This window comes from Ruegeria sp. HKCCA5463, from assembly GCF_013034175.1.
Taxonomy (GTDB): Bacteria; Pseudomonadota; Alphaproteobacteria; order Rhodobacterales; family Rhodobacteraceae; genus Ruegeria.
This window is the reverse complement of the sequence record NZ_WQFL01000010.1, coordinates 103,089-121,081: the sequence shown is the minus strand read 5'-3', so window position 1 is coordinate 121,081 and position 17,993 is coordinate 103,089. Positions and strand designations below refer to the sequence as shown.

Here is a 17,993-nt window from a genome sequence, read left to right as displayed (position 1 = left end):
AGGGGAAAGTTCTGCTTGAAGGGGGTGGCTGAAAGCCGCGCCCGACAGACGGGCCAGGTCACGGAGATTGCATCAGGAAGAAAACGAGAGGGGAACCGGGGTGGCCGGGCTGCGTGCCGATCACGCCAGACCGCAGGAGGACTGGCTACGTCCACGATGGATGACGCCTGAAGTTGGATGACCCTGCCACGACCGGAATGACATGTCCCTGCGCAACCTGATATGGCGGGGCATGATCAAGCTTCGACCCATTGCCGATGACGATCTCGTCCTGGACCAGTCCTGACTGCTTCGGGCCATGGAGCTCGCCTTTGCCTATGCCGACACACACGGCGGGATCGGGCTGACACAGACCAAGGCGTTCAACCGGAAGTTCGCGCATTGGATGGCGGCGAACTCGCCCTGGCCGGATTACAAGGCAGAGGAACTGTTGCGATTGAACAAGGTGCTCAATGAATGGGATGTCGCACCGGCCATGGTCGTGCATGACCTCATGATCGTCATGAAGCTGGGTCGGCACTTGAAGGGCAAGTTCCAGGTCTCAAAGAAAGCCAAAACTTTGGCCTCAAACCGTGGCGCCTTCTTCGCCGACCTCGCCGAGACCTACCTCTTTCGCTACAATCACGCCCGCACCGCCCGGTCCGAGTTCACCGCACCGGGCAACTGGGACATCTTCCTCAACATCATCAATGTCGAGGCGGAGCAAGGCCTTACCGAGCCGCATCTGGTGAAGACGCTCTACGGCTTGGAAAAGTACGGCGTCTATGATCGGGAATACTACGATCACGCGGGGTTTCTATTCAGCCACGTCTTACGGCCCCTGAGCTGGATCGGTTTTCTGGTGGAGACACGCAAGAGCACGAAACGGTCCGACGAGACCTATTGGAAGACGCCGTTTTGGCACGCCTGTCTCCAGCTCAGCACCGCTTCGCGTCGAGACTGAAATACAAGGCAAGGCGCGGGTCTTGGCTCAAAGGCGCGTACCAACCGGGCTCGCCGATCGTTGCCGAACCCGGCCAGGATGAGGAAAAGCCGATCGGCTGCGGCTTCACTGAGAGGTCTTCCAGAATACTCTGTGCATTTGTCAGTTCCAGCCTGGTGCAAGGACGGTGTTGCGTGTTGTCGATCAGACGGAACAGCAACAGGTCTCCGCGTCGTATCACGTAGAATTCGGGGAGGCCCTCCTGGTTAAGCCACGCTCTGGCGAGATCGGTCTGACCGAATGTCTGCTGCTTCAACCATTCGAACGCAACAGAGGTCATCTTGGCGGATTCGAACAAGGCAAAGCCCAACTTGATCGGCTGAACCGGGCCGTTCGACCATGCCAATGTCTTTTTGATGGTATGTTCTGCCGGATCGAGCGCCTCGTTGAGCGGCAGGGGCGCCGCAGGCGTGAACAACGCTGCAACATGCACGGCGTCGCCGCCATTACTAGGGTCCGCAACCTTTTGATAGAGCACATGCGTCAGGTCATCGGTCTTACCGTCTATCTTGCCAAGCAGCATAGTCGAGGCCGACAAGGGCGCCTTGTGTCTCATCACAGGGCTGTCCTTGGAAAGCACCAGAATATCTCGGTGGCGCAGCTGGATCAGTAGGGCCTCGGACGTAGGCAATGACTCCAACGGTGCCAGGTCGCGCAATTCACCGAACAAATCGGCGACCTCGCCCAATATCTCTTCGGCCAGCGGAACCCCTGTCGCGGGGACATAATTCACCAATGTCTGGTGACCGTTTCCGTCGAGGACGTCGAGGCCGCGACACGGTTCTTCCAGAAGCGTGTCATCGGTCGCTGGGCGAAGGTCCATCACCGTTAACTCCGACCGGCAGTTCGACGAAAGGCCCGAAGCCCAGTTCACGAGCGGCGTGGCGTTCCGGCGGACATGTCCCGGATCCGTGTCGACCAGCCGAAGCATTCTTGAGGCATGCCTTGAAACCGCCAAAAACCCGCCGTTGGCGTTTTCGACCAAGGCGTGGGTCGCCGACAACGCCTGCAAGTCGCACGACATGGATGTCTGGAACAGAACCACGAGTTGGTCGCGTGCCGGGTGCATAAGGGGGAAACGATCACATATCAGAGTGAAATCACCCGTGGCCTCTTCGGCAAAGAGGCAACCGGCGTCGGTTGGGCCGGTGCCTGCCTGCACCCCAAGGAAGGGTCTTGATCCGATCTTGAACAAAAGGGCTTTGCTGCCGGTACAAGCGGGCGTTTCCAACTGCATGAATGCCGCGCCGATACTTGGACTCATATCTGTCTGGAGCTGGCTGCAATCGGTGTTCTCGACCTCCACGACCGCAACGCCCTGACCCGTGCGTGATTTGAACACATCGACATTCCCGACGTGCGCCGCATCCTGGCACGCGGTAAAACTGCCATCGTCGGTGCGGCCCAGGTACTCCGGCGGGCGGCCGTACTGCTTTGCAATATAGATCAGCATATCCGCGAGCGTTCGCGCGTCGGTGTGCGACATACCGGCGGCAAGGTCGCCCATGGCTTGCCAGGCCTGATCCACGTCACGCATGAAAAACTCGCCCGATACCGCGCCATTGGCATCCAGCCAAAACAACACCGGGAACGATCCGTCCTGACGCAAAAGGACGGTTCCCTCTTCCGCGAAGTGATCAGGAAGCGACGGGAGCGGCGCGGACCGTGGCTCGAACGTTCGCAGGTCGATGATCCCGACCCCGCCGAGGATTGCCGTCCGCGTCGGCATCAGGTCAGCCCTCAGGACCTGAGCCGTCCTGACGATACGCGCATCCTGCGGCGGCTGCGCCAGCTCCATCCCGGCAACACGGGACAGCAAGATCAGATGCTTGTCCTCTCGCGTATCGACATCGTGGAACTGCCCCAGCTCGGCAACGTCGCGGCCGGCAGTTTTCCACCACACCCTGGCACTCTGGGCCAATGCCAGAACGCGACCCTCCCGTTGGGCCAGCTTGATGTCGACATCGGGGCTCTGTCCCGAAACAGCCAGGGCAAAGGCGCGCATGTTGGCTTCCCGCTCCTGCCCGAGGTCCGAGACATCGAACCACTGCCAGCCCGACACCATAGCGACCAGACCCTCAGATATTCTGGGGGCAGAAACGAGCAGCGAGATGTCGCCGCCCACCGAGGTGCAGGTCGCTGATGCTGCGCCATTGAGCCGCGACAATCCCCGCACGAGATTTTGCAACCGATCGGGAGTACCCTCGCAGTTTGGCAGGAAAGTCACCCTGGGCACGAGGGCCGCGCCCTCAACGGCATGCAACGACGCGATGCTGAGCGTTTGTTTCGGCGTGGCGGAGAGCGGCGCAATCAACTGCGGCTCGTCAGCGTCCTTGTCGGGGAGCCACAGCCCCTTTCGCCCGCCCTTCAGCCTGCCGGTTTCGATGTGGGCGATGATTAAGGCCACGGGCAAGGGACTGCCTGCCGCGCGCCAGTAGATCGGGCCGACAGAACTGCGCGCCGTAATGGTTTCCCACATCGTCAGGTTCCCGGGCCCCCGGCGGTGTTCAAAAGACATGGCGAGCCCAGCAGGCGAAGAGACCGCGCCCGTTTTCACCAACCATTCCGGAGGTTCGAACGGTTGCGCCACCTTGAGTATTCGGCGCAGCGCCGCATCCCGGATCGACGCTTCCCCGACTGAGGGGATCGTTCCTGCCGACGCGCCCGGTGGCCGCCGAGAAAACACTCCCAACTTTTGCCATCCCTGGCTGGCATCTTCGCGGAGCCATACGTCGCCGTTGCGAACTTCGGCGGCCAACAGGCGTTCGGACCGAGTCAAGACCTCGTAGACCGCGCCCTCCGGCGTAGCGAACCGCTGCGCGAGGGCAACTGCGGCGTCAATCGCGGGTCGTGCATTCAGGGCAATCGCCAGGGATCGCACATCCCGGCCGCCCGCGTTCAATTGCAGCGCCACCGAGGCCCCGGCGCTCCATCTCCCCACCAAGGTCTCGCATTCGGCGTCAGAGGCGCAGACCAGATCGAGCGTGGTGAAGCCCAATTCCAGTGTCGTCTTGCTCAGCGCATCCAGACGTTCGACCAAGAGACGCATGAGGTCTGATTGCTCGGTCTCGAACAGGCCTTCCATCACACGATAATCGACCTTGATCTTTTGATCGCCGAACGTCGCGACGATCTTGCGTTTCGTGCCCGCCACGTGCAGATTGCGGCGCCGATCGTCGAGCATGCGAAACACGTCGGCTCGGATTCTGGGTGTCGTCAGACTCGCAACAAAGATATCGGCGGTGCCCGGCCCCTCCTCCAATGCACCGAAGTCGAGGATTTCCTGGAAGAAGGCGGAATAGCCGCCATCCGGGTTTTGCCAGACATTGATCACGGCACCGTTCGCGCCATGGCACGTGTCCGCATCGACCAGCGCCTCGCGGATGCTCTCCACTGCGGCCTCCACGACGCTGGTATTGCCTTCCGCGCCTTGCGGCAACGCGACGCTGACGCCGGTCAACAAGCAGGGCAGCAACTGAGGTTCATCGTCTGCCGTACCTGCGAGCGGATTCGGATTCATGAACGCAACTGACCATGCGGCCAGCGAGTTGCCAGACCCGACATCGACGCTGCCATCGCCGAAGACCCAGATGTCGCGCCCATCTACCAGTTCGGTTTCAGCCAGCAGATCCATACCCGAGAACGCACCGACGCCCAGCGCCCCGGTGCGCGCAGCGAAATCGTCCCGGACGGTCATCGCCAAGGGAAGGGGCAGACTCTCGGTCGGCTCGATCACTGTCGCAGCGGCCGGATTGCGCAGCGGCACCTTCATCATGCGGAGGCGGCCATCCGCGGCAAACTGCGTCAGCAGTACGGCATCCGGCGTCCCCGCAGGGCCCGCCTGTATGCTAAAATGTGGCTCATCGCAGAGAAGGGCCGGGCCGTCCTGCCAATCGGCGTCGAGCTTGCCTGCCATGGACGACAGAACCTCTGCCATCTCGGCGCTGCGGACGGTCAACCCGGTCAGGTTCGCGCAGGCCCATCCTGCGTCGCTTACCAAATAGATCGGACCATCGCGCAAGAACCGGAACGCCCCAATCGTGTCCGTTTTGATCCCTTCATAGGCATCCCGGTTAAAAACCGCGTCGCGTCGCGTCGCAACGGTCGCGGAAAACACTTCGAGCCAGCGCGAATAGATCGAGCTGCCGAACGCTTCCTCGCCTATCACGACTTCGGGAAACGCCACCTCTTCCCCGGGTTCGAGATGCACGAAGCGGCGCGGGCATGCGCCGACTGCCGTCGCACAATCCTCGCCGCGCACCTCCAGGATCAGTGGATCGACCTGCGCATCGGACACCGACGGCCAACCGTTCAGGACCACATAATCGACAAGCCTGGCCAGCAGTGCCGGCTCTGCATTGGGCTGGCGCAAATCGACGGTGGCCACGTTTTCGTCCTGCTCGAGGAACAGAAACTGCCTGGATTGGCCATCCTGCGCTGTCGTCACGCTCCAGGCGTTGACGCCTTCGACCTCGATGGATTGCCCCGACAGCACTCTTTCCGTGGTGCCGAACCGGGTCAAGACCTTGCTCACAGCCCGGATGAGCGTTCCTTTATTGGGCGCCTGATCGCCCTCGATCCGCAGGAAAGGCATGAATTCAAGGCTATCTGCGTCCGGTCTCAGGATCCGTTGCGCATCGTCTTCGCGAACCATCACGAAGCTTTTCTGATGCCCGTCTCCCATGGGCACCGCAACCAGATCGAACGCACTCGGCAATTCATCGGACAGGATCCCCTTCGCTAGCGTGGCCAACATCGCCGGATCACCGTTGGCAGCACCCAACCCTTTGATTGTGGTTCGGACGAAAAGCTCGCCGAAGAAATCCAGCTCCGTCTTTTCGGGCGAGACCTCGTCGCATTGCTCATTAGGGTGGCCGGATGTTTCCGCATTTTCGAGCGGACTGAGCTCCACCGTCAGATCCGAGGGCAGCGCGTTATCGTTATTGTACTCCGTAATGCGAAGCCACGCAGGTCTGCGGGACGGGTCGATGCGATAGTCGAGTTGCGCCGAATGTCTTTTGGTATGGCTGTCATCGTCTCCGGCAAGCCGATTCAGGCCTGCGTCAAAAAGGCAAATGACGCTGTCTGCGGTGTCATGAACTGATGTGATCCGGAACCCGGTCATCTCTTCTGGCAGGTCCAGTTTGAACCAGAACCGATTGCCCTCGGGGAATTCATCGAACCTGTCCGCACCACCCCACGTTTCAAGCGGGGTCAACGCGGCTTCGTAGTCAGGTGCCGAAACCCGTTTGAGGATCAGCTCACCATCGCCACTGTCTCTGTCGACCGCCGTGAAGCCCCAGCCGCCAATTCTCTCGTTATAGGGAACAGGGCGACCGTCCCGCGTCCACGTCGGGTCTGCTAGCGTGTCGGAAACATGCGTAAGGACGTGATCCCTAAACCGCGCTTGCCATCTGTCTTGATCCAGCTTGAATACAAGCTGCCAGTTGTCGCCGATCCATTCGAGCAGTTTATGGGCGCCGGAGGTGACCAGCAACACATCACCGTTCTTGCGGATCTGCGCGCCGGTTGTGTTCGGTGCCAGATGAGGGAGCAAGGCCGCCGCGCGGTCGGGCGCGAGGTCGGAGCCGGAGAAGCCCAGGTTGAACCAGGCGTCACCCTTCAGGATGTGCCAGTAACTGTCGCGCCCATCTGTGCCGGGCAGGACCGCCGCGATGGCGCCCGATGGGTGATAGAGGCTCTGCAATTGCCCCAGCGTTGCCCCGCGCGGGTTTACCAGCCCCGGCAATCCGGAAAGGAAATTGTGCTGTGCGAAAGTGTATTTTTGCAGCACGACGCCGAACCCAAGCGCGCCGGATTTGTCCAGCCGGTTCTGGGCGAACTGGCCCAGCGTTATAGTGGCGGGCGCCGCTTCCGGGTTGGCGGCCAGAACCGCAAAAGGTGTCGGGAACAGATCGAGCCAAGTGAACTCGGGACGCGCCGGTCGACAGTCATTCCCGAAAAGGTCGCCGTCTTTCGCGAATGGGTATGGAGTGGCGCCGATCATCAGGAGGCAGCCGTCTCCGTCCGTCTGGAAGCTGACGGTCACAGGCGTGCACCCCACTTCGCACGCCGGGGCAACCAACTGGCCCTGCGCCGCGGATTGGTCGACGTCTTCGCGGAGTTGCTTGCTCTTCCTGTCCTGTTCTTCCTGCTCCTGTTGCTCTTCCCTGCGTTCTTCGACCTGCGAAACCAACGTGGCGGCCCAGAATGAGGTGGGCTCTTCCGGGGTTTCGACATCCGGAAGCACGGCCACGATGTCGAACCCATTGTCCCCTTCCCGACTGATCGCCGAAGAGGTCGCCAACTCCCTGGTCTTGGGGTCGAACCGCGCCAGGGCCCCCGGCTCGCATCCCCAGACGGAACGCACGGCCCTCAGAACGGTGGCGGGTTCGTCGAGATCGGCGGCGCGGAACCCTTTCAGAAGATAGATCCGATGAGCCAACTCACCAGCCGGGTCCGGCTCGGCTTGCCCACCACATTTGCTCTCCTTGAACTTGCCGCGCATCGCTACCAGAAGCTCGCCGGGGCGCTGAAACGCGGCCGCTCCGCGCAGGCCCGACGGATCGCCCGAAGCGATCAGCCGCGCCTTCAGCAGGAGGCGCCGATGGTCATGTCCATCCAGCTGACTGCGGCTGAGCAATTCAGCAGTAAGCGCATCCTGGAGGGCCGCCACATCGCTCAGTGTTTCGGCGTCGGCCTGTGCAAAGAAACTCTCGGTGACCGGCGTGCCATTGATGTCGCGCAGACGGCAGAGTTCGTACATGCCCTGCCGGGGCGCATCGGTGCCTGCATAGACGACCACGATCCTGTCCGTCTGCGCGGCGATGTCGCATGGCGGCCCCGCATGGGGCGCGCTTTCCAAAATCTGCGTGTATCCTTGGTCGAGCAACACGAGAGTCTTGCCTTGGCGCGTCCCGGACGTGTCGAAGTGTTTCGAGTCATGGACCGCAAGTGCCACGACCTTTTCATCCTCCCCGCCTTGTGTTCCCGTTCCGATGCGCACAAACTCCGTCGTCTCATCGATCTCGAACCAGAGCGGTGCGGGCGCTGTCCCAGCCAGGCCACCGGCAAGCACACCCTCCGGCGGGACAGGTGTCGGCGGTCCCGCGGGGTTTTCCGCCTCGGACGGGTTTTCCTCATTACCCAATCCCTCACCGGGATCTCCTTCCCCGCCGTCCGACGCGCCGTCCCCTCCGGCGCTCTCGCCTGCGTCGCCGTCCGAGGAATCGCCCATCCCGTCGCCCCCGGAGCCAAAATCCGCGAACGGGTTAATCGTGATATTGCCGCTCAACAGCGCCTCGAGCGCCTCATCGAGGTTCTCGAAGTTAGGCGTCAGGAGGTCCTTGAGGAGATCGGCGATCTTGCTGGGATCGAGAAGGTCGAGGCCCGGAAACGCCACTGCGAGTCGGAGGCCGAATATCGAGATACCGACCTTGGCAAACCGTGCCCGCGCCTTGATGTAAGTCCCGAAGACCGGGAACCCGCCAATCCCCATTTTGCCGTCGATTTCGGCTTCGGGTCGCGAAAACCCGGCTTCGGTACGGACAAACCCCTGGCCCTTGGCAATTCCGATGTCGGCCTCAAAGGCCGTGTTCAGAACACCAGATCTCAGGTCGAGGTCGAACACCCCCTCTCCGACACGTGTCTTGAAGACGTCGATGTCACCTTCGGCCTTCACGGTCATCAATTGGCCATTGGCGACGAACATCGTGCGCATCCGAATAATGTCGGACATAACGCCGCCGATCTCGGTTTCATGGCTGATGATACGTTTGCCGAGATCGAACACGCCTTCGCTGTGACCGAGCGGCAAGACCGTGAGCACCACCAGCCGCCCCAGGGTCTCGACCTTCGGCCGATCAAGGAAGACCGTAACGGAACCGGCAAATTTCAGGATGCCGGAGGCGGTGCATTCGCCGATCGTAATATTGGCTTTGAGCGTCAGTTCCTTGTCTTCGATGGCCCCGCCATTGGGGCAGATGGCGATCGGCGGGACGGGGATCGAGAAGCCATCGGGCAATTCGATCGAAAACCGGTTCGGGCCCTCGACCTCCAGCCCGCTTTCCGACAACACCAGCCTTGGTGCGGATAGAGAGATCACTTCGATGATGTTGGCCTGGCTTTCGATACCGATCTTGTCGGGAATCCCAGTTTTGGCATCGGTGCTGTCAATTTCGATCTTGACGATTTCGACGGGCAGGAAATCCCCGATGACTCCGTTCACGGCATCCGCCAGATGCTCACTGGCGCCATTGACCAGCTCAGTCCACTCGATTTCGATGTTCGGCCTCAGATCGCGGTCGATGGTCACGGCGCCCCCAGCTTCATCGAAACCCTGCGGCAGTACATCCAACCCCTTGAAACTGGCCTGCGCCTTCATAATCACCAATCCCCGGTCGGCCTTGTATTCCGGATCAGACACACTGATGGAGGCGAGCCCGAGATCCATCTCAAGGGGGACTAGCGCGCGTAGTCCCTGCGCGACGGCTTCCAGGATGACCGCATCGGGGTCGGCCGCGCAGCTCAGCGAAATGTCGTTCCACCTCGGAGTCTCCAGCCCGCAGTCGACAACCACCGGCAGGTCCAAGCCGAAATCCTCGTATCTTATCCTCAGCGGTATCTTGATCGCGGTGCGCGCAGGGCCAGGTTCGATCTGCAATCCGCCCTCGTAGGAAACGAAACCTTCCGGCAGTTCCTCGGCCAGCTTGTGCCCGATGCCGGACAGGCATTCCGAACTCGTCTGATCTTTGCAGCCGAGATCGAATGTCACCTTGGCGCTGTCGCGCAAACCCTTCCAGACCTCTTCGGGCTGGGTGCGCCCGGACAGGAAATTCTCGGGCGTGAGCGCCGCCAACTCGAAGGCGAACCCGACACGCACCTCGACCTTGGTCTCGAAGATGACAAAATCACTCACGAAGTGGGCACCGCGCAGGGTGCCAGATTGCAGCATTTCTTCTGACAATGCGTCGCACGAAGGCGTGCCACCGTCGCGAAGCGCGAGCTCACACCTGACGGTCTCTCCCGTGACCTCGGTCAATTCGGCCGATGTCGCGGCAAGCAGCTCCCGTCCATGACGAGAGACTTCGTCCCAGAGCTCATCAAGCGTCTCGTCAGCGCGGGTTTCCCGGAACGCCGCTTCCGCGACGGCCAGGGACAGGTCGGCGGCGCATTGGTCAAGCACCGCATCGAAGTCGCCCTCGGCACCGGAAAAGCGGAAGCGGCTGGTGCCGTCCAGACCAAACTCGGCGTGCAGTGTCGCAACCAGATCGTCGCTCAGCTGGCCACAGGTTGTCGCCTCCAGTCCGAGACCAGCCAGACCGAGCTGATCGGTGTCGAGGTCATCGAAAGCGTCGGAGAAATCAGCCGTGATCTCCGTGGTCAGGCGACAGCGCGCCGGGGCGGCCAGGCAATCCGGGCTGAGGCCGGGGCGCCCGACCGCGATCCGCGGCCCCAGCTGTTCGGGAACTATGCTGCCGACGTGATCCTCCAGACATTCGATCAATTCGCCATCCTCGAAGGCACGATTGCGTGCGTTGTCCCAATTGACCTCGATATTCAGCTTGGTTTCGCAGATCGTCAGTTCATCATCGAAAACGATGTCACATGTCCGCAGAAGCTTCGAGTTGCCGCTGATGGGGGCGCAGCTCCACGAGATATCCGCACCGCGCATGGTCATGTCGTGGACCAGCGGATCGTACATGCCTTCGCAACCGGGCACCTCGTCTTGCGCCTCGCCGGTCTCGATCATCCGGGCCAGCCCCACGAAGGGCGCGTAGCCCTCACATGCCGTATTCAGCGTGTCGCGCAGCCCGCTGAGATCGACATCGGACAACGTTCCATCGGCGAGAATGGCGACGATGTCATCCGCATCAGGGGGAGCCAGTCGCAACTTGATGCCATCGCTGGAAAACTCCACACCGTACACCCGCACGCCCTGCGGCAACTGGCGGCTCAACTGCTCTTCGATCATCGCATACGCGACGCGGTTGGCCCGGGCCGCTGCTGGCAGACGCCATGCCCCCGTAGTCAGGTCAAATTCGACAGCAACCGACTTCCCGTCCAATTTCCGGAAATCCGGGTCCGACACCCGTAATTCCAATTCTAGAAGCAGGTGGTTGTTCGAGCCTTCGTCATCCTTCGCGACGAATTCGACCTTGTCACCTGTCTGAAACACCAAGCGCCAGTTTTCATCGGGCGTGCGCAATTCGCCGCTCTGCGGAGCGACGAAGCTGGGCGTCGAGCCGATCTCTGCGCAGACATAGCCGAGAACACCGGACAGAGGCGCTTCTTCGGTCAGGGCCAGACGGTAAATGCGCCGGACGGCCTCCTTCGGGACCCCGATAGCAGGCTGGCCCGCTTGCGGTTCGGTTGCGTTCGCCGGTATTGGATCGCATCGGTCCCTCTGCGATGCGCGCGCCCCATCCGGAAGTCTGGACAGGCGTGAAAGCCGCAGAAAACCCGTCTCCGCGAGGTCGGGTAGCAGCGCAAGGAAAAAGCTGTCGTTCAGCCTCGGCGGATCCACCGTGACGTCATATTGGCCGTCAGGCTGGATCGCGACATTGATGACCAGCGCATCCTGAAAAGGCTCGGTGTCGGCAGCGGCGACGCCCGCAAGCGCATTCAGGTCTTCCGACTTGAGGGCAATCCTTGAAACGACCGTCGGAGCGTACCCACCATCGGTCCGTGCGTAACCGATGCTAATGTCAGGGGTGATGCCCGCCTCTCTGAACGCTCCCTGCACCGAGATGCCGAGGTCGCTCAGGACTTTGTCAAAGACCGGTCTGGCGATCTGTTCGACCAGAATTTTGGTTATTCGGTCCTCGAGGTGCTCGATCGGAATGCAATCGGCGTCTTCGTCGGTGTCATTCACGGCCAAGACGGGAAGCAGCAGGCACAGCTCGACATTCGGCACAGTCATCCCGATGTCATCCGGGCGCGGCGCGGCAATCGTCGTCCGCACGCGCACCCAGCCACCCTCATCCCATTCAATCGTCGCGCTACTGGCTTCGAAACTTCGGATCACGTTGAGGTCGCTGATCCCGGCGACCCGCAGATATTCAGCCAGGGCGTCCAGCAGCACCTCTTCGTCGATTTCAATGTCCGCGGCAGCATCCCGTGCACCGGCCACAATCGCCTCGACGATTTCATCCGCCTTGGCATTCCCATCCAGCGGGATGGGGGCGAGGGCCAGGGGGGCCTTCACCGGGATAATTTCGCCTTTGTCGTCCTTTGGTCCGAGCGAAAGCGTCCGTTGCATCTGCCCCCCGTCGACGGCACCCTCGGTGCCCCCTTGACCGTGCGCGATCGGACCGCAGAGGACCAGGTTCACCGTCGCGGAAACACCGACGCTCCACACCTCGCCCGATGTATCCAGACTGGAGCTGAAATCGGCGATCCTGATCCCCGGGGCGAGCGAGGCGGGCGCATCCTGTGGCGCCTCATCACGTCCGGGTGCGTTGCAGCGGCGATCGCCGTCCGCCGAATCGGTCAAGGAAAGGGTCTGCCTGACCTTGTCCACGCCCTTCGCAACGGCCACCCCTGCCGCCAATCGCGTGGCCAAACGGTCACCGTCTTTGTTCAGCCGTTCCATGACGCCTTGCGCCCAGGCTGCGGCCTCGTCGGCCGAAATAGTGGTATCCTCCACATCCGCCAGAGCGCTTGTCAGGATGACATCCAACGGGGTGCCGTCCCTTTGACGATCCTTCCGTGACAAGACCTCGCAAAGCGTTGTCAACTCCGGAGGCCGCTTGCCCTCTGACGTGAGAATTCCGGCATCCACCAGCGTCGCACGCAACATCTGCGCGGTAAGCGGCTCGGCGCGATCGGGGGCGTCCGAAGGATCAGACGGCAGAATATCCGTGATCTCGGTGCAGAGCAGATCGAGCCGATCGACAATGTCGCTGAACACCTGAACCGGAAGTTCATAGCCGTCCAGAAAGGGGCGAAGCTCTGAAATGCTGGCATTCAGTGTCACGTCCTGTGCCGTGGCGGCAAGTTCTTCGACGGCCTCCACCACCGCCTGTGCCGGGTCGAGTTTGCCTGCGGCGACAGCATTTCGAAACCCGACCGGATCATCGCAAAACTGTGCGAGTGTAGCGGTGTCGGCAGCCTCTACCAGAGCGTCCCAATTGGGGCGCAACCGCTCGGCGATCCGTGGAGGCATGCGACCGAACACTGCCTCTGCCCGAACGGCTTCGCTACCTGCCTGGCAACTTCTGGAGAGTAACGTTGCGCTGGAATTTGCAAGGCAGGCAGCCGATAAGCGGGCAAAACCGCCAGCCGCCTGATCGATCAGGTCTTGGTCGAGACTTTGCCGCCCCAACGGTCTGCGCCCACGGTCGTCCAGCGATGCGTTGAGCGCGCCCATGACGCCGGAGCAAGAGATTTCGCCTTCCAACGCGTTCACGCGGCCAAGCTTCGCCAGCAAGAGCCGCATCGTCAGGATGCGTTCCTCGAAGGCCAGAATCAGAAGCTGTTGAAACGCTTCTGCATCTGCAACACCCGCGCCCTCGTCAACATCCTGAAGCAGGGCGATGGCCGCGCGACAGTGTTTCCCAAGCGGCGGCAATCTGTCGTCCCACGTCATCTTTCTGAGCCGGAGCGCCGCGCAAGTCGCAGCCGCGTCCTGCCCATAGATGTCGCGTATCTGACGGGACATGAGACTGTCGAGCGCCCCCGCAAACCGCGCAGCCGCCTTGAGTTTGGCGGCCTGCCCCCCCGGTCCGGTCGCCTCTTCCACCAAGGGCATGAAGGCCTCACGCAGAGTCTCGTGTACGGGGGTTTGCGTCAGGACCTGGCGCAGCTGCAGCGCGCCGGGTTCCAATGCAATCCGGTCGAGGGCATCCAAAATCTCGGCTTTCGCTCTTTCCCGCTCCTCCTCCACGTCGTTCTCGACGTGCTTGATCCACTCGCGACCGATCCGGGCGTAGGCCTCAAGCGTTGCTGGGCCGGCCTCGCGCCACCAGGCCCTGGCAGTACGGCGAGCGGATTCTTCCAGATCCTCGAGGCCTTCCAGTGGAAGGGACTCGATCAAGGAGTCGCGCGCCAGCAGATGAACCTGCGCCGACAATTCCGCCGCGGTGCGCCACCGGGCACGCTCGGCGCCAAGCAGGACGGTCAGACAATCCTGGCGGCCCAACACGTCAAGCGACAAGCCACCCGATCCATCCGAAATTCCACAGATGGAGAGGTCTTCGCCGACCACATCGACCAGGCCGGAAAGGCGCTCCAACTCTTCGAGGACAAACAGCATGTCCGTCGCGATCACCGATGCCTGAGGAAAATTGCCGGGAAGTCCGAGCCGATGGAAAGATTGGCTGAGCTGGGTGATCCGTTCTGCCGTGCCGGGAAGGATCTCGGCCGTGACCGGCTGCGTACCGCAAGCCAGTATGAGTGTGGCAACACGGCCGAACTTTTTGAAACTACTCGAAAACGAAACCATCGGGCATCACCTTCAGCCTGGCGCAAGCTTCCCTTGCGGCTTGGTTTTGGGCCTTCGAACAATCGAAAGTGCCCTCGGGTACGATCGGCACGTCCTTTCCCAGATGCGGGCTGGCAGATGCCAGCTCGATGAGGTGCTCGATCGTCATTGGCGCGAATGTCGGCTCAAAAAAGGCCCCGCCGAATTTCACGCTGAGCCGGAATTGAATGCTTTGGCCCCTTATCGACTCGTAATTTGCAGGGCCGCCCAAAAACTGGGCAATATCGCGTAGCGCAGGGCGAATGTGTGTCGCGGGTAGAGTGTCCTCGACCGAGCCGATGAACAGACTTGCCGACAATGTCCCCTTCGCACTTGTGGAAAAGCGCACGGGCGCACCGTCGAGCTCGCGCTCGAAATCTTCGCAATCGCCGTAGTCGGCGGCCGCACTAAACAGGCAAACGGGTCCGCTCGCGTCCACCCGGCTCTTGACATCGAAGGCAAGGTGCATGCGTTCGAGCACGGCTTGCACACCCGTGTCCCCTGCGGCCGCCGGAACTACCGAGACGGTAATCAGCGCGTAGGGACGAGATTCAATACCGGCATTCTGGCCCAGCTTGAGCGTGATGATCATCGCCAGGATGATCAGTCCGCCAAAGAGGCCGAACAGCAGGTCCATCATGGAAATCCAGGGCAATTGGACCTTGGCGCGTTGCATCACGGCCTCCCGTCAAATTGGAAGACACCCTGGCCATTGCTCCGCAATCTGATCCTCTGGGGGCACGTGACGTAACCGAGACCGTCGTCGGGCCTTAGCTGATAGTGGTTTCCCGAAACCAATGTGATCCGGCAGCCCCCAGGTGGGGCGTCGAAATCGAGTTCCAGCGCAAGATTGCCGCAATTGATCGTCGAGGCATTTTCGGGCCAGATCGCGAAGGCATGCTGATGGCCAGCAGGCGTCGGGGAATACTGCACCTTCGCACCGGCCATCGAGATGATACTCGGCTCCAACGCCGTGCACCGCGCCGGTTTCAGTTTCAGGACGGTTTTGTTCCCGGTGTCAATGTAGATCATCGCGAGATTGCGAATCTCAACGGCCTCTTCCACTTCGCTCTGTTCAGCCAGGGTCAAGCCGTCCGTACCGGCGCCGGTCTGAAAAAGCCTTCGGATGTCAACCAGAGCAACGGGCGCTTCGGGAATGGTACCGGCCGCCAACATGACAAGCAGCATGATCGAGCCGCCCAACGCACAGGTGACAGTGTCCAGAGTAGATAACCCGAACACCTCTGGCCGGATCTTGGGTTTGCGGGCCCGGCGCGCGTCAATCATTCGCCGGACCGCGGTTCACCACCAGCGGCCTCCCCTGACACGTCGGCGGGTGCGTCCGCCTCTTCCACTTCTTCGACTTCGGCAGCGTTTTCCTCAACGAGGATGTCCTGATTTTCCCCTTCGGTTTCCGTCGGCGCCGTTGCCGCCGTATCCACGACTGCTCCCACCAGCAATTCGGTCAAAGTCTCTTCCGCGCGGTCCACCAACGGCCCGATCTTCGCCTCCGTCCGGCGCAGGAAGAAATAGAGAATGGCAGAACAGATAAGCGCCATCGAGGTGGTGTCGAAGGCGACCCCCAACCCATCGACAACCTGCCGGATGACCTGGGAAAACTCGTTTTCCTCGTCGAACAAGCCCTTGGCCCGCACGAGGCTGACGCTGATCCCGTAAATGGTGCCCAGAAACCCGATCGTCGGCAGGAACCACAGGATATAGTCGACAAACCAGAAACGGTTGCCGATCCTTTCGCGAAAATCGAAAATGGCGGAGGCGATCCTGTCGGTCATCGGCCCGACCCGGCGGTGTTTGACTCCGGAATCAAGCACGTTGAGGATCAGGTCGAAGGGCTGACGAAGCTGGTTTTCACCCATGGCAAGCCGTGTCGAATAGACATTGTTGCGATAGGTGACGACTTCTTCGCGGGCCGCGGATGCCCCGTCCAGCGAAATCGGCTTGGTAGGATACAATGGCAGCATCTCGCTATCCCCGTCCGGCGGGGTCAGAACCGGATGGACGATCATCTCGATGTCCTGAATCTGACTTTCCTTCCAAGCTCTTGCCCTGGATCGACCGGGAAAACACACGGCGTCCATCCGGATTTGCAGCGCGCCCTTGCGCACGAGGACCAGCCCCAGGATCATCAGGAAAAGCGTCAGCTTCTGCACCGCACCGACGGGCGACACGACAGCCAGAATGCTGCTGGGCTCGCCGCGCCATTGACAGCCGCCCAGCATTTCCCGGGTGTCCTCACCCATCCAGAAGCCAAGCAGGCCGGGCGCCAAGGTCGTATCGGGTGGGACCGACCGCGCGACGCCAGTACCCCCATCCGCAGCGTCCGCAACCTCGCCCGACCCAGTCGGCACATAGGGTATCCGGACCGTTCTATCGGACACCGTGCAGGCGGCTGGAACGAGCCCCGCAGTGCGCGCGAGGTATTCGGTAAAATCGTGCGCCGCATACCTGTTTTCCATGACCACGGCTCGGGCCGGCGCCGATCCGACCGTATAGAAGTGTATGCCGCCAGTGTAAGCGAACAACGCGTCGTCCGGAGCGGTGTCCAAGGTTGGACGATAGGCAAGGAGCAGGAACAGAGTGATCAACGTTGCAACCCACAAGGACAGTGACAGCAGCGCCACACCCAAGACATTCAGGTACCGGAACTGCCGCCTGCTTCGCTTGAACCATCTCTCCAGTTTTCCCCGATCGCCCGAACGCCCCAGAATCGCGTGTCTCATCGCCCTGCCCCCCTATTCAGCACGCCAATTGCGACACCCGACATGGGAATTCGGGTAAAAACAAACGGCAGCCCCGTTCTCATGCGTTTTGCCATTTTCCGGCCGCCGGCAGGCGGCTAGACAACCTTTACCAGGAGAAGAGGTCGATCAGGTCGCGCGTCCAATCCTTTCGATTCTGCGCGCCCGAAAGGTAGCTCCTCGTCCAATATTCAATATGCAGGTGCGTGGGAGTCCCCGCGACGTTCCCGGTCCGGCCAACTTTGCCAAGGGTAGTTCCAGCCGTTACCTCTTTGCCGGACAACCCGGCCGTTTCGGATAGGTGGGCATATAAGAAATCGTTCACGCAAGCCTTCAGCGGAGGAACCGCGACGAGCACCCTGAGGATCACGTAGTTGCCGAGTATGTTGCTATTCCCCTCCGCCACGACGAGGCCATCGGCAACAGCGAACACGGGCTCGTTCTCATCCGCGAGTAAATCGGTACCGGCATGAAACCTAGGTTGCCCGTCCGCACCAACGCGTGTTTCGCCGTGGGAGCCTACGTCGTCAAGCTGCAGGGGAATTCTGTTCGACAGGCCCCTAACCTCTAGGTCTACCGGGGCAACAAGGAAACGTTCCTTGAGTGCCCTCATCACGTCGTCGGGTTGGCAAATCTCGCCATCGGGAACATTGATATTGGCCGAAGCGTAATCCGCGTTAGTCCCGGCTTGTACGGTTCCCATCCACGAAAACGCGACAATGGCTGTAAGAAATAACCCTATTCTCTTCTTCATAATGAATTTCCATGAAACGACTAGTTTTTTACCGTT

At 61.2% G+C, this 17,993-nt stretch carries 6 protein-coding genes; 1 reads left to right on the top strand and 5 read right to left on the bottom strand.

Annotation, left to right across the window (positions count from 1 at the left end; all coding sequences use genetic code 11):
* The first annotated feature begins 298 nt into the window (after positions 1-298).
* Positions 299-943: a hypothetical protein gene (locus GOW09_RS18955; protein WP_253285099.1), complete on the top strand. Its 645-nt coding sequence runs from the start codon at positions 299-301 to the stop codon at positions 941-943.
* Here the strand turns inward: GOW09_RS18955 and GOW09_RS18950 are convergent.
* The 5 genes from GOW09_RS18950 to GOW09_RS18930 form a co-directional block, all read right to left on the bottom strand.
* Positions 918-14,426, bottom strand: a complete 13,509-nt coding sequence (locus tag GOW09_RS18950; RefSeq protein WP_171120060.1) for a hypothetical protein — start codon at positions 14,424-14,426, stop codon at positions 918-920. The genes GOW09_RS18955 and GOW09_RS18950 overlap by 26 nt on opposite strands.
* Positions 14,407-15,120, bottom strand: a complete 714-nt coding sequence (locus GOW09_RS18945; RefSeq protein ID WP_171120059.1) for a hypothetical protein — start codon at positions 15,118-15,120, stop codon at positions 14,407-14,409. The genes GOW09_RS18950 and GOW09_RS18945 overlap by 20 nt, the downstream gene beginning before the upstream one ends.
* A complete protein-coding gene (locus GOW09_RS18940; RefSeq protein ID WP_171120058.1) occupies positions 15,120-15,731 on the bottom strand; it encodes a hypothetical protein in 612 nt (203 codons plus the stop codon). Before GOW09_RS18940 ends, GOW09_RS18945 begins: the two co-directional genes overlap by 1 nt.
* Entirely contained in the window at positions 15,728-17,185 is a 1,458-nt protein-coding gene (locus GOW09_RS18935; protein ID WP_171120057.1) for a MotA/TolQ/ExbB proton channel family protein, read from the bottom strand. The genes GOW09_RS18940 and GOW09_RS18935 overlap by 4 nt, the downstream gene beginning before the upstream one ends.
* 127 nt (positions 17,186-17,312) lie before the next feature.
* Positions 17,313-17,957, bottom strand: a complete 645-nt coding sequence (locus GOW09_RS18930; protein WP_171120056.1) for a M23 family metallopeptidase — start codon at positions 17,955-17,957, stop codon at positions 17,313-17,315.
* Positions 17,958-17,993 lie beyond the last annotated feature (36 nt).

Bases quoted from the DNA above. Each gene is read 5' to 3' on its own strand.
- GOW09_RS18955 (WP_253285099.1), top strand. From the start codon at position 299: ATGGAGCTCGCCTTTGCCTATGCCGACACACACGGCGGGATCGGGCTG.
- GOW09_RS18950 (WP_171120060.1), bottom strand. From the start codon at position 14,426: ATGGTTTCGTTTTCGAGTAGTTTCAAAAAGTTCGGCCGTGTTGCCACA.
- GOW09_RS18945 (WP_171120059.1), bottom strand. From the start codon at position 15,120: ATGCAACGCGCCAAGGTCCAATTGCCCTGGATTTCCATGATGGACCTG.
- GOW09_RS18940 (WP_171120058.1), bottom strand. From the start codon at position 15,731: ATGATTGACGCGCGCCGGGCCCGCAAACCCAAGATCCGGCCAGAGGTG.
- GOW09_RS18935 (WP_171120057.1), bottom strand. From the start codon at position 17,185: ATGAGACACGCGATTCTGGGGCGTTCGGGCGATCGGGGAAAACTGGAG.
- GOW09_RS18930 (WP_171120056.1), bottom strand. From the start codon at position 17,957: ATGAAGAAGAGAATAGGGTTATTTCTTACAGCCATTGTCGCGTTTTCG.